12 protein-coding genes are annotated in these 12,873 nt (G+C 52.2%); 5 read left to right on the forward strand and 7 right to left on the reverse strand.

The features are described from left to right. Nucleotides 1-173: 173 nt before the first annotated feature. Together LIW51_RS34335 and LIW51_RS34340 are read right to left on the reverse strand one after the other, a co-directional pair. Nucleotides 174-455 carry a GYD domain-containing protein gene (locus tag LIW51_RS34335; RefSeq protein WP_227380486.1) on the reverse strand — a complete coding sequence of 94 codons (282 nt, stop codon included), beginning with the start codon at nucleotides 453-455 and terminating at the stop codon, nucleotides 174-176. A gap of 215 nt (nucleotides 456-670) precedes the next feature. After that, on the reverse strand, nucleotides 671-871 hold the full coding sequence (locus LIW51_RS34340) for a DUF7835 family putative zinc beta-ribbon protein (RefSeq protein ID WP_227380487.1): 201 nt from the start codon (nucleotides 869-871) through the stop codon (nucleotides 671-673). A 526-nt stretch (nucleotides 872-1,397) separates the two neighbouring features. Between LIW51_RS34340 and LIW51_RS34345 the strand changes: the two genes are divergently transcribed. Next, on the forward strand, nucleotides 1,398-1,565 hold the full coding sequence (locus LIW51_RS34345; protein WP_227380488.1) for a hypothetical protein: 168 nt from the start codon (nucleotides 1,398-1,400) through the stop codon (nucleotides 1,563-1,565). Between the two features lie 619 nt (nucleotides 1,566-2,184). Here LIW51_RS34345 and LIW51_RS34350 read toward each other — a convergent pair. After that, nucleotides 2,185-2,640, reverse strand: coding sequence for an ester cyclase (locus LIW51_RS34350; RefSeq protein ID WP_227380489.1), 456 nt, complete (start codon nucleotides 2,638-2,640; stop codon nucleotides 2,185-2,187). 387 nt (nucleotides 2,641-3,027) lie between these two features. On the opposite strand from LIW51_RS34350, the gene LIW51_RS34355 reads away from it, so the two are divergent. Continuing rightward, nucleotides 3,028-3,900 (forward strand): hypothetical protein, encoded by an 873-nt coding sequence (locus LIW51_RS34355; RefSeq protein WP_227380490.1) that lies wholly within the window; start codon nucleotides 3,028-3,030, stop codon nucleotides 3,898-3,900. Between the two features lie 574 nt (nucleotides 3,901-4,474). Beyond that, nucleotides 4,475-5,875, forward strand: coding sequence for an FAD-binding oxidoreductase (locus LIW51_RS34360; RefSeq protein WP_227380491.1), 1,401 nt, complete (start codon nucleotides 4,475-4,477; stop codon nucleotides 5,873-5,875). A gap of 189 nt (nucleotides 5,876-6,064) precedes the next feature. Here LIW51_RS34360 and LIW51_RS34365 read toward each other — a convergent pair whose 3' ends face one another. The 4 genes from LIW51_RS34365 to LIW51_RS39705 all read right to left on the reverse strand — a co-directional run bounded on the left by LIW51_RS34365 (nucleotide 6,065) and on the right by LIW51_RS39705 (nucleotide 10,013). Continuing rightward, nucleotides 6,065-6,529: a GNAT family N-acetyltransferase gene (locus LIW51_RS34365; protein ID WP_227380492.1), complete on the reverse strand. Its 465-nt coding sequence runs from the start codon at nucleotides 6,527-6,529 to the stop codon at nucleotides 6,065-6,067. Nucleotides 6,530-7,379: 850 nt separating this feature from the next. After that, nucleotides 7,380-7,817 carry an ester cyclase gene (locus tag LIW51_RS34370; RefSeq protein ID WP_227380493.1) on the reverse strand — a complete coding sequence of 146 codons (438 nt, stop codon included), beginning with the start codon at nucleotides 7,815-7,817 and terminating at the stop codon, nucleotides 7,380-7,382. A gap of 207 nt (nucleotides 7,818-8,024) precedes the next feature. Further along, entirely contained in the window at nucleotides 8,025-9,419 is a 1,395-nt protein-coding gene (locus LIW51_RS34375) for an FAD-binding oxidoreductase (protein WP_227380494.1), read from the reverse strand. Nucleotides 9,420-9,692: 273 nt separating this feature from the next. Beyond that, nucleotides 9,693-10,013: an outer membrane protein assembly factor BamB family protein gene (locus LIW51_RS39705; RefSeq protein ID WP_368411910.1), complete on the reverse strand. Its 321-nt coding sequence runs from the start codon at nucleotides 10,011-10,013 to the stop codon at nucleotides 9,693-9,695. A gap of 1,400 nt (nucleotides 10,014-11,413) precedes the next feature. Here LIW51_RS39705 and LIW51_RS34385 point away from each other — a divergent pair. After that, the gene (locus LIW51_RS34385) at nucleotides 11,414-11,977 is read left to right on the forward strand and encodes a hypothetical protein (protein ID WP_227380495.1); all 564 of its coding nucleotides are present in this window, start codon (nucleotides 11,414-11,416) and stop codon (nucleotides 11,975-11,977) included. Nucleotides 11,978-12,252: 275 nt separating this feature from the next. After that, a complete protein-coding gene (locus LIW51_RS34390; protein ID WP_227380496.1) occupies nucleotides 12,253-12,774 on the forward strand; it encodes a histidine kinase in 522 nt (173 codons plus the stop codon). Nucleotides 12,775-12,873 lie beyond the last annotated feature (99 nt).

Raw genomic sequence — 12,873 nt, forward strand, 5'->3', positions numbered from 1 at the left:
TACTGTCTTGGATCATCTCACATGGAAATTGCTGGGGCTCTAACTGGAATACCGCCCGTCGAGGAATTGGTAGTACACAAGCTCCGTACACATCACAATCGACGGATGACTCGGCTGCAACACTTTCAGTAAGCGATGCGACGTGCGAGAGGAATAACTCCACTTGTTGGTAATCAGTCTTCAACGAGCTGAGCAAACTCGTCCATTGGAATGATTTCCATTGTCTGCATGTCCATGCCATGACTCTCAACCGCAATCCCAGCCTTGAATGCGGTATCTCGATCTGGAGCGTCAAAAATCAGCATAAAATCGTACTCGCCAAGAATCGCAAAACTCCCTTCGAGATCAACCCCAAATTCATTGAATTCGGCACGAATATCGCCCCAGGTCGATGCAAGTTCTTGGCTATTTTGGATCTGCTCGCGAATATCAATGAGTGCAACGTATTTTGCCATAGCGTATGTTTGAGCTTCAGTCTCAAAGCTGTTCGCGCTATCTATTAGTATTGAGTTTTAAATTATCAATTAGATGTCTAAATTCACTACTTCTGAAAATCATAAGCGGAAGTGCAATACCCTCGCGAGGGGTAGTCGAAAATCTGCGTGTGAGCTCCTCTCACTGAGATGCATATCCAGAGAGTGATCGCCGAGATCCTTTTACGGTGCTAGCGTCACGCGTTGTTCATCCGCTGGCTCGTCGTCTCACCGCATATTTGGCACGTCGCAATGCGGTATGGTTCGCGCGAGAACTCGGCGTTCTCTTTCTTTTTGCTCTCTGTCCGAATCTCAACTGTAACTGTATGCGAAGTCTCACGGTCGCAGTTCTCACATCGTTCAATCACCGTCTGAGATCTTTGGTGTTTCGCTGTCATGGTGACTCTCTCCCTCAATTGGGGAACTACTAATACAAGCATAAACAGCGACCTTCGTTAGCCTGTGTTTGATTGGTTTGACTCCATTAATGGAGAGAGATATCTTGTAAACGGTCGAATAGAGGAACTGAGTAGTTCAGGGAAAATCATCAATAAGGGGATGACAATACGAAAGAGGGATGATTTCAATGCATTCTATCACTAAAGTCGGAGACGCCTAACGATACGTCCACAAGTTTCTGAAAGGGATGGACGAAGACAGCATCTTTGGAAAGACGCACTATCATCTAATTTATGTAATACACCATGAGAAGAACTCTCGATTGGGTAAATACATTAGTAAATGAACTACAACAGAGCGAAGATTGGTCCATTATTATGATTGAGACAGATGTTACCTGGTGCTATCTATTCTCAGAATAGGACTCCACGTGAAAGCACCAAATCATAGGTACACCCTTCAAGGGGTCCATCGGGCCACCGTTTTTACTCTGGATGTCGTAGTTGAGAGTCGGTGGATCGAAGCATGGGGGAAAATCACGCAACGGCAAGTTATTCCGAATTTGCTGAATTCGGCTTGTTAGAAGATGTAGAGGTTGATGAATTTCTCGAAGCCTATGACGCCACTCATTTCGACCTCAAAGACGTCGACGGATTGCTCGAACATGAGCTACTTCGCGACCAAAATAACTAGTGGGTTCACTATCTGCACTGGGAGAGCGAAGAACAGGCCCATCAAGCACGAAAGCTTGTACCGAAATTAGAGACAATGCAGCATTTCTTTTCTTTTATGGATCCAGAGAACGATCATCTCCGGTACTTTGAGGTGGTGCGTCCTCCTCAGAAGTTATGATTTATCTATCACTCGATATTCGATTTACAGAGGAGTTGTGTCGAGGTACAAAGAGAGCTGATTCAATTAATTCTAAAAGTAAGCTTGCATACAACTGGCTGGGCTTAGTACCGGAGACATCGTCGTAGGGTTTTCGTCTGTACTTTTTGTTCACTCTCGCTACTGGTTCGCTTTCATGGCTTCACTTCGAAGAGTCGCATCCAGGCGAAAAGAATGAGGCTACCAGCCCATCACAAGTTGGGGCAACATTTGATCAGCGGCTCAACCAGTGGCCATTGTTCATTCCACCAGCCGTCCAATAAGAGATTCATGCAACGTTGCAGGAGGTGGTAACCGGCATTCTTGTTCGCGAACGAGGCTATTCACAACAGAAGGTATCACTCTATCCAATGTAACGCCTACAGGACTCCCATGGATAGCGAACGCATGAATAAAAGAGTGAATCTTCCGAACACTTTTCTTAGGTCTCCTCAGCGATGATCTCCTCAGAGGGGATCACTCCCAGCTGTTCCATGAACCCGAGCGTATCGAACATGAGCCATGTTTCCGCCAGTTTGCCGTCTTCGATCCGATCGAATTCCGTGCCGGTGACCTCGAACTCCTTGCCAGTCGGCTCGAGATCTGGTAGATCCGGTAGCGGTCCCTCGTGGGTTCCACGTGTGACAAAGCGAACCGCGACGAGGTCATCTTCGGCGATGAGGGATTCTATCGTGGCATCGAGATCCGGGAAGGCGTCCCGATATGTCTTGACATGCTCTTTGAGTCCGTCAGGTCCGCGCACCTCCTCAGGAGAAGTAGGATCGTGCAGCACGTAGTCGTCGCTCACCATCTCGTCGATGAGATCGACGTTTCCCTCGGTGTACACCTCAAACGAGGTGCGCTCGACAAGCTCTTTGTTCTCTTCTGGTGTTGACATTGTTCCCCTCCCTAGTGATAGAGAGGCGAGGAACCAGCAAAAAGGTTGTGAGACAATCTCTATCATCTATCTATTTGCCTTACACTGTTAAGAAATTTCTTCGTTTTTCTCGTGTCTGGTCAAGTTTTCGTAGGTTCGTCTTCTCTATATGTTCAGGCTCTTTTATATGGGAGGTACTATGGCGCCTCCCTAAAACTTATGATTAGTTGAATTTAAGCACAAATTCGATGAGCCTTTTCTAGTACTATTTCGATAATAACAATGGCTGAAAACTAATCTTCATTCCTGTCTCAGACACCACCCTGTAATGGCAGGGAAAGACCTATGGACTTGTACAGCTAGAGGAAGGGCGTTCTAATGCCAGCCTCTGATCGTAATTACCAACTAATGAAAGGGAAACACCACGGAGAGACAGCATATGATAAGTTCCGGTTGCCTCGCCGCCGGTTCTTGAAAGTCACCGGCTGCGCCGGTCTAGCTGGCGGACTCCTCCCAAAAACAGTCACAGCGGCCCAAGACGGACAGGACGGCTTTCCGCCTGACAAAGGAACCGAGTGGGGTAGATCCGTCAGATTGGGTAATGGTGAAATCAGAACATTCGTGACACGCAGAGAGCGGATTCTAAGGAAGGACAGACCCACTTTAGTCGGAATTTGGTTTTCGACCGATGCATTATCGGATTTGCCACCTGATCACACGGAGGATCTGATTGATTTTCCGGCAACAGATATCACGCCGTTTACGTTCGCTCAGATCAACTGGAATCCACACGGCCACGCTCCCGACGGCATTTACAATATCCCACACTTCGACTTCCATTACTATCTGACTAACAGATCGATCTTAAATCAGATCGACCTGGGCTCCTGTGAAGGAGTTGAATCACCCGTCTCCTGCGAAACGTATGAACGTGCTACTGAACAGCTGCCATCTAAAGAGATGCCGCCAGGCTATAATGACGTGGAGGCTGTCGAGCCGCGGATGGGGAACCACCTAATCGACCCGACCGCGCTGGAGTTCCAAGGCACGCGGTTTGCCCACACGTTCATCTGGGGAGCCTTCGACGGCCGCCTCATCTTCTTCGAGCCGATGATCACGAAGGAGTTTTTTGAACAACGCAATGAGGAAGTGAGAACCTCGATCGTGACGCCCGAAACGTTTCCTGAAGCCGGGTGGTATCCGACGACGTACGTCATCCGCTATCTGGAGAATCAAAACGCGTATACAGTTACGCTTGAGGAGTTCAAAAAATTCGAATGAGCGCTGAGTATGCGCCCTGTCCCTTCCACTCTCAGATGATTTCAACAGTTCGCGGCGGAATACCCGTCGCCTGTGAATGTCTGGCGGACTCGGATGTCGAGGGTGAGTATATGAAGCTACACAGTGCTCGTCGCGGTCTCGGCGCTGAATTGTATCGGGCAAATCTCACTGGTGCACAAGCTGTGCTGCGTCATTCGTCGATGGTGTTCACGAACCAGAGCTATTTACATAGCGAGGCTGGTGAGAGTAGTGATGTAATCGATAGCACTTAAGGAGGGATGAGAGCGAGCGGTAAACGCCAATCCCAAGCAAAAGTAGGGTGTATTCGCGTGATCATGGCGCTGGTGGACGCAGTTTCGCGAACTCGTGGTCAATGCATCGTTCACAATATCGGAATTGAACTCTCCTGATGCACAACGTCAAATCAAACCACTAGACAGTGGATAGAAAGTGTATGATTAATTTAGGGCGCATATTCATCACTTGGACTAGAAATTTTGTAGCTTGGTTCGTGATCTGTCCTACCACCATATTTTAGTGATGGTGTATGGTACCGCACAACGGGGGTTCAACCATGACATTTGCCGCACACCGCCCGGTTAATAAGGAGGCAGTTGAAGAATTGAAAACTGGATTTCGAGGAGAGGTACTCCAACCGGACGAAGATGGTTACGACGAGGCGCGGTCAATCTGGAACGCGATAATCGACCGCCGACCAGCGGTTATCGCACAGCCTGCGGGCGCTGCGGACGTCATCAGCTCTGTGAACTTCGGGCAGGAGCATGATCTTCAGATCGCTGTCAAGGGCGGCGGTCACAACGTAGCGGGCAACGCAGTCTGCGATTACGGACTCATGATCGACCTCTCGCTGATGGACTCAGTCCAAGTTAATCCCGACGGGAACACTGCGCGCGTCGAAGCCGGAGCGACGCTCGGCGACGTCGACCACGAGACGCAGGCGTTCGGCCTCGCCACGCCACTCGGCATCAACTCGACGACGGGCGTCGCGGGGCTCACACTTGGCGGCGGCTTCGGGTGGCTCTCGCGCAAGTATGGTCTGACGATCGACAACCTCCTGTCAGCCGACGTGGTCACCTCCGACGGCGAACTCGTCCGCGCCAGTGAGGACGAGAATCCGGACCTGTTCTGGGGGATCCGTGGCGGCAGCGGGAACTTCGGGATCGTGACTTCGTTCGAATTCCGACTCCACGAAGTCGGTCCCGAAGTGTTCTGTGGACCGATCGTCTACTCGCATGACGATGCGGCAGAAGTGCTGGAATTCGTCCGTGAGTTTAGCGAAAATGCACCGAACGAAGTCGTTGCGTGGCCCGTACTACGGAAGGCACCGCCACTTCCGTTTCTCCCCGAAGAGGCTCACGGAACTGACGTGTGTATCGTGGCTGCGTTCTACGCCGGCAGTGTGGGGGAAGGGAAAGACGCGCTTGCCCCGCTTCAAGAGTTCGGCGATCCCATCGCCGATGCAGTCGAACCGCATCCCTACGTCGGATGGCAGCAGGCATTCGATCCACTGCTCGAACCCGGGCTGCGGAATTACTGGAAGACGCATAACTTCGAGGAGCTTAACGATGAGGTTATCGAGACGGCTCTCGAGTACGCTAGGACCGTTCCATCACCGCATACGGAGATCATCTTCGGCCGACTCGGCGGGGCCGTCAACGACATTCCGGTGGACGCGACTGCCTATCCCCATCGTGACGTCAACTACGTATTGAACGTCCATACCCGATGGGAGGACGCTTCGCAGGACGAGGAGTGTATAGAGTGGGTTCGCGACCTCCACGATAAGCTGGCACCCTACGCGACGGGTGGCGCGTACGTCAACTTCATTACTGAACGCGAAGGCGAAGAGGATCGTGCCTATGAGGAAAACTACGACCGCTTGGTGGAGTTGAAAAACGAGTGGGATCCGGAGAACGTATTCCGGATGAATCAGAATATCGAACCAACTGGCTAATGACTCGACCTTTCCGACATTAGTTAGTTAAGGATTCAATAGAGTTTGTCGGACAGAAATGGTCTGATGAGACACAGTACGCGTATGCAGCATGTTCCGAGGTGCATCCATTGAGGAGTATAATCGCTCAAGACGGGGGTTGGATTCATCAAGACAACCGCGGTTTATTCGATGAATGCGGCTGGTGCCTCACGCCTGAGGCTCGCGTAGCATCGGAATGAGGGGCGGCATCGTGTCCCCATGGATCGTGCCGAGTATCTCGAACCCTTGCCGGACATAGAGTGAGATATTCTGGGGGTTACTTGATTCGAGATATGCAAGGGTATCCTCTTCATCACATGTAGCGAGTGCGTGTTTCATCAGTGCTGACCCAGATCCCCTACGCTGTTGGGTGGGATCGGCACCGATGGCCGGTAAGTACCAGAATGGCTCGTTGGGATGATAGTTGTCGACCTGCTCGAGAACTGACCATGCCTGCTCTTGGCGCTTCGCCGATAGGGTCTCCTGAAACAGCGCACCTATCGCCTCTTCGTCTAGGGGCATATCTGGTGGAAGCCAAAGCGCAGCTGCGCCGAAATCGTGAACGTAATGGGCCGTACCGTGGTCAAATGCCTTGCCACCGAGTCGCTTTAGAAACTCCGGAAAATATTGCATGTAGTCATGCGAATTAGGGTAGAACCACCGCATAACCGGGTCTGAACTGAACGCGAGTACGAGAGTATCGATAACGTGCTATTCATCGGCCTTCGCTGCAGTTTTGATCTCAGGAGTTTCTTGGGCTGTCATTGTAATTTCCTGATTCCTCGTAAGGTCGGTTGTAAGCCATTACTGGGATCGCCGACCTGTCTGGACGATTTCCGATAAAGAATTATAATCGACCTTATCGGGGAGTCATAATTCTAGACACCATCAACATACCATAATCTTTCATGGAGAATTATAGCAGTTCACCTATCCTGTATATTCGAGATGAACAGACAGCCGAATGCATCACTCGACGGTTAGGAACGTTCTAAGTGGATTGTCCAACAAATTCATACCTGGTTACGTTTCCTATTGGAGGTAGACCTTTACTGTAGTGTCAAATCAGGATCAGGTGAGCCAGCGAATGAGCCGTCGAACATGATCCATGGCCATACCGTTCGTTGCTGTTTTTGTAGAATGCGAAACTCTACGTGTCCGGGTTTCCAGTCCAGGCTAATCGGCATAATTTCGTTGGAGTTTACCGCATGCGATCTTTTTCTTTTCCGGATGCGTTCGCCATGAATCACGGGTTGCTCTCGACTGCATTGACGTACATATGTTCGCCACGGAAGCGAACGTTCCCACGCGCAAACCCCGTAGGGCGAGGATACGAGCGTGGACAGCTATATAGATGGTTGTGCCGACGTCTTGCTGAGCGACCGATGAATGAATGTATCCACCGGTTACCTCCGCGTCAACAGGTACCTCATAAGTGAAACGCTAGAAAGATAGCCATGTAACATCACTATACGTTGGAGGATTACGGTGTGGGTGATTCGACAACACCGAGTTGCTGCATCAACCCGAGCGTATCCGGCTGGATCCAACGTTCGACGATCATTCCGTCCTCGATGCGCGTGAAGACCATATTTTGCACCTCGAACGTTTGCCCGGTGGGTTCGGTTCCCATGAACTCGCCCTTTTGGGATCCTCGAAGCGTGACGCGCATTGCAACCGTGTTGCCTTCGGCGATGATGTCCTCGACGGTCGCCGAGAAGTCAGCGAACGTAGCGAGAAAGTCTTCGAAGGACTTTCGGATCGTCGCTCGGCCATGTTCGTCACCAAAGGGGCCATGCTCGATGGCGTCTTCCGTGTACAGGTCGTCAATGAGATCGAGATTTCCCTCCGTTGCGATGTCCTCCGGAACGCGGCGGGCAAGTTGCTTGTTCTTCTCGAGAGTGGTTGCTTGTGTGGCCATAGCAATATCTAGTACGCTCGCGACGGAGATAACCTTTTCCTATACTGACACGAATTGGGACGATTCTGTCTCCTGCCCCCATTATTCTGTGTGACTTCGAGGAAGCCACCGATTCAGGATCTAGATGAGATTTTCACCGATGCTGGCGAACGCGGTTTCTCTCATTGCGCTCATCTTCATGGACAGAGAACGGTATAAAGTGGATCGTCAGACGGTCGGCTCGACGTTCTGGTTCATTCGGAACAAATTCATCGGGTCGTATTTGTTTTTGAGTTCGACCAGTCGGTCGTAGTTCTCTCCGTAGGCGTTCTGTTCTTGGCCTTCACGCTCTCCCTCAAAGTTCACGTACGTTCCGCCGGTGGCATCATTGGCGAGTGCGTCGTGGCATTCTCGAACCCACGCGATACACTCATCGTCTTTCGTCGGATCCTCCCAGCGCGCACTGGGGGTCACGATGAACTCCGCGTCTCGATGTGGATATGCAGTCGCATCCGACGCGACATCGTTGATGGCTCCCCCGACTTGGTGGATGAGGATCTCGGACTGCGGCGTCGGGAGCCGTTCGATGTATTCGACGATGGTGTCGAGTGTCTTGTCGGTGAGCTCCGTGTAATTATGTGACTTCCAGTAGTTACGTGCGCCCGGAGTAAGTAAGTCATCGAACGTGCTCTGCGCTGCTGTGTACGGAATCGGTGCGACAGCGTCGGCGATGGGATCGCCATGCTCGCGGAGCGGTTCGAGCACGTTCTCGCCCTCTTCGAGGTCGCCCGCGTAGGATTGCATGAGGACAAGAACCGTGGTACCGTGAATGTCCTCTGGAAGAAACGGTAGCGGTGGTGCCGTCATACTGTCCGCCCAGATGCAACACTCGTTCGGTACATTACGAGCGAATTCTCGGTAGTGGCGGAGTACGTCGGGCGCATCTTCATAAGGGTAAACAACCGGCCCGAAGAGTATTTCCGGACCGACTTCGTGCAGGTCAAACTCAAATGATGTAACGACCCCGAAGTTCCCGCTCCCACCGCGAACCGCCCAGAAGAGATCTCCGTTCTCGTCCGTACTCGCGGACACTATCTTCCCATCCGCCGTGACGACATCGACTGATCGGAGGTTGTCGATCGCGAGACCGTATTTCCGGGCAAGCCAGCCGAAGCCACCGCCAAGTGTGAGGCCGGCGACACCGGTAGTCGAAACGACGCCACCCGGTGCGGCGAGGCTGAATGCTTGCGTTTCATGATCCATATCGCCCAGCGTCGCGCCCGGCCCTACTCGAACCGTGTGCGCCGTCGGGTCGACACGTACATCATTCATGTTGGAGAGGTCAATCATTAGCCCACCGTCACAGACGGCGTTACCGGCGACGCTGTGACCGCCGCCCTTTACGGCGGTCACTCGGTCGTTTTCTCGGGCAAAGTCGACGGCAGTCACGACATCCGCTGCGCCGGTAGGACGGGCGATGAGTCCCGGCTTTCGATCGATCATCGCGTTCCAAATCGTGCGCACTTCGTCGTAGTCTTCGTCGCCCTGCCGGAGGAGATCACCACGGAACCGTTCCCTAAGTGTCTGTGCAGCGTCGTCTATTGTCCAGTGGTCTTGTGCCATAGCAACCTGGATATCTATTGGCCACTCTAAGCGAAATACCTTGCTAGATATTAACAAAGTTACGTACGCCGGGTTTCAGCGATAAGCGGAAGTGGAAATTGGCGGATCGTCGCCCTCAGAGAAGCACGAAAGCCGTGTCCGCCAGCGAACAGTGTATTCGTCGTCAGTTTCCGACTCAGGGTAAGCAAATAGAGTTTAGCGGATCCACTGGTGGTGAAATCACGGACGGATAGAATTGATCTGATGATATAGCGGCTTGATAGTCTACTCAGGTTATGGCCATACATCATAATATGATTCATGTGGAATGACGACCGGCCCACCGTTTGGATTCCCTGATAGATCGATGCGCCACCGTTCATGCCCGTCAGTCGCTGCGAGGGCAATGAGAGTGGTACTGTTGGATCCATATGTATAACCGATTGCGAGAATCATCTCATCCCCGTAAGCGATACCTGAGATAGTATCCGAAGCAATAGTTGTAAGCCAGACCCAGTCGCCCGTTTCTCCATCAAAGGCGGTGACAATCCCGCGTCGTTGATTTTCCTTCACTTGTTCGCATGACCCGACATACACTTGGCTATCGTCGGTCACTGGCGGAGTCGTTCCAGAGGAGCGTTGGCCTGCACGAGGAGTCCGTAACCAGGCAGCACCGACGGCACCTCGTGGGGGGGTCGTGTTGGGGTTGTATCCACTTCGACCAGCGTTGAACCCGTGAACGGACCATCTCCCGCCGGTGGTGAATCGCTCTTTGTAGGTTTCATTATTGCTGGACAGAGTGGGTGTCGTTCCGGTCGGCTTTAATACGCTACTCGCCCCGAATCCACGACCATGGTTGGACAGACAACCGGACGATATCGTCACCGTGGCCATCGCACTCGCGAGGAATGTCCGTCTCTTCATGGTCTAAAATCAATTTGAAAGACCAAATCCTTTCTGTAGAGTCAAAAACCATCGAACCAATCGCAACAACCGTTTAGCGATCCCCAGGTTGCGTCTGAAAACCGTGACCTTTCCAAACTCACGCCCAAGGAGCGCGGTGACATCGTAGAAGAAGAGATCAGCCCGCAACTTGCCCGCGAGCGCGGGTAGTATCGTTCGTGGCCATATCGCGGCGAATAGATTTCTGACTGTGTTTCCCCGGGAAATCACGCCAAAACACCCCTTCGCCGCATTTTCGACTAGATTGTACTTTTATGCCCGCAACTCCGGCAACTCCCCGCGGTCGTGGACACCGATCCGGCGGCGTTCGACGTGACTGCGTCATCAGGCTGTAACAAGGAGTAGCACAACTCCGCCTCCCTGCCTGGACTGCTCTGACGAGTACTCCTTTCGGGAAATCAGACAGAATTTGTGTTTAATACCAAAGTTGAGTGACCGATACGCGCTCTGTATCTCACACGACGTTTCTGACAGTCACTGGTGAGTAAAAGGAACCAATGTCTGGATTCTTTCGCTAATCCCTATAAGGGTGGTCTCAGCAAAACAGTGCCACTGAGAGTGAGAGGTAGTCATCATAGAATGAGTGGTTCTGTTGAAATCCTCAACAACTGACGGAACTGGTATGCCGAATACAGAGGGTGAATGCAGCAAGGCGGCTTCGTTTGCTCCGAGAAATCTATGCTGAATTAGCCGTTCAGCAGACATGTATACTGACCCTGAGTTTCGCAAATGATTCTAAGTAAAGAAAATTATGAACTTATTTACTTAAATCAACTTTCTTCGCCCACTGGTGGACGTCACCACTAGAGGGGGCGCCATAGTCTGCCGATTTATTAATGCTTAGCACACTCTTCACTAGAAAGATATAAGGATCAAAATCGTACATATAATGTACTGAATAGGGATAAAAGAAGCCCCAATTCAGACCAAGGATGAGTATGCCACGTCCAAATGTACCTAACCGACTTATCGAGGAAGTGGAATCACTCCATGAGGAACGACAAGAATACCAGGCCGGTAGTTTTCAGGAGGCACTCGCCACAGTCATCGAGATGGCAACGCCGACAATCAGCGGGGAGGTTGCCCTCTTGGTCGGCCAAGGGTATCCGGATGATAAAGGGCAGAACATTGTTCGGCTTCACCGAGAAACGTTCCAACAGCTGGACGTCCCCCCTGGTATGCCCGTCGAGATCACTGGCGAGCAAACGACAGTCGCAACGACAAAGCCGATGAAGAAAGCTGACCGTAACCCAGCAACTATTCGGATGAACGGGTTCATCCGTGAGAACGCTGGCGTCGACAAGGGCGAGTGTGTCAGTGTACAGCGTTTTGTAGGAGGGCCTGACGCTGATACCATCACCTTCAACCGAACTACCCCTGACGAGGTCACTGTTACCCTCCCCGAAACGAATCTTGAAGACTTAGGAGTCGAAGCCAGAAAAGTGATCCATAGACAGGTTCAGAACCGCCTTCTCACTCTCGGAGATGTTGTCCCTGTTCAACCAGATGATGGGGGCAAAGCTGTCCTTCTCACTGTTTCTGATACCCAACCTGAAGCACCGGTTTACATCACGGACTCGACTGAAATCATACTTGGCGAATCTGATCAGACCTGAAATTGGTAACGGTCTCCTCTCTACTGAACAAGTGCGAATCTCGCTGACTGGCTCCCGGTTTGTGCTGCATATGCGCCCTCTATTCAGCACAGTTACTAAAACCGATCACCGCTTGAGGGGTTCAACAAGGCCACTTCCCTCGATTCCATGGAAACGTACACAAATGAAGGTCTTACAGTTAGTCACAAGCGCGAACGATAGCTTCTACAGCCAGCAAATTCGAGACAAACTATAGCAGGGGGATTTTTCATTTGTGATAACGTACCACACGCATGATGAGCGGACTCGCCAATACCCGGTCGAACACCACCGGCGGTACAGCAGCGAACGCATTGCTCGGTGGTGTACTCGGCGGAATCGCGGGTGCCGCGGCCTTCGGCGTTCTGATGTGGGCACTGGACCCAGAGTTCCTCGAGGCGTCTATCCCTGCGCTGTACGGTCTGGAGCCGACGACGACCGTCGGCTGGGCGATTCACCTGCTCCACGGAGTGATACTCGGCGTCACCTTTGCCGCGATAGTTAGCCGGGACGCGGTGGCAAGGTGGCTCACCGCCGATGTCGAGACGGACGCGCTAGCCCGCACGGGGTTGGCGATGCGACTTATCGCCGCGGGCTTCGTCTACGGGTTAGCTATCTGGGCGATTTTGCCGGTGATCGTTATGCCCACGTGGCTGGGATACGTCGGCCACGCGAGAGCGGGGGTGATTCCGGCAATAGCGGTTGAGAGCCTCGTGGGACACGTCATCTTCGGAACCCTGCTGGGCGCGGTGTATGCGGCGGTCGTCACCCGAGGGTAGGTGCGATCTGACGAACGGAAAGTCCGTTCGCAGCTGCCCGCCGAGTTCGACGTCTTCTTTGAGGCAGCTGAGTCCATTGGAGAAGGAACGGAGTGAGAG

The organism is Haladaptatus halobius, from assembly GCF_020618475.1.
GTDB classification, from domain to species: Archaea; Halobacteriota; Halobacteria; order Halobacteriales; family Haladaptataceae; genus Haladaptatus; species Haladaptatus halobius.

Excerpts from the sequence above, each read along its gene's own strand:
- LIW51_RS34385 (WP_227380495.1), top strand. The coding sequence starts at position 11,414 with ATGGCAACGCCGACAATCAGCGGGGAGGTTGCCCTCTTGGTCGGCCAA.
- LIW51_RS34375 (WP_227380494.1), bottom strand. The coding sequence starts at position 9,419 with ATGGCACAAGACCACTGGACAATAGACGACGCTGCACAGACACTTAGG.
- LIW51_RS34350 (WP_227380489.1), bottom strand. The coding sequence starts at position 2,640 with ATGTCAACACCAGAAGAGAACAAAGAGCTTGTCGAGCGCACCTCGTTT.
- LIW51_RS34360 (WP_227380491.1), top strand. The coding sequence starts at position 4,475 with ATGACATTTGCCGCACACCGCCCGGTTAATAAGGAGGCAGTTGAAGAA.
- LIW51_RS34340 (WP_227380487.1), bottom strand. The coding sequence starts at position 871 with ATGACAGCGAAACACCAAAGATCTCAGACGGTGATTGAACGATGTGAG.
- LIW51_RS34345 (WP_227380488.1), top strand. The coding sequence starts at position 1,398 with ATGGGGGAAAATCACGCAACGGCAAGTTATTCCGAATTTGCTGAATTC.
- LIW51_RS34355 (WP_227380490.1), top strand. The coding sequence starts at position 3,028 with ATGAAAGGGAAACACCACGGAGAGACAGCATATGATAAGTTCCGGTTG.
- LIW51_RS34335 (WP_227380486.1), bottom strand. The coding sequence starts at position 455 with ATGGCAAAATACGTTGCACTCATTGATATTCGCGAGCAGATCCAAAAT.
- LIW51_RS34390 (WP_227380496.1), top strand. The coding sequence starts at position 12,253 with ATGAGCGGACTCGCCAATACCCGGTCGAACACCACCGGCGGTACAGCA.
- LIW51_RS34370 (WP_227380493.1), bottom strand. The coding sequence starts at position 7,817 with ATGGCCACACAAGCAACCACTCTCGAGAAGAACAAGCAACTTGCCCGC.
- LIW51_RS34365 (WP_227380492.1), bottom strand. The coding sequence starts at position 6,529 with ATGCAATATTTTCCGGAGTTTCTAAAGCGACTCGGTGGCAAGGCATTT.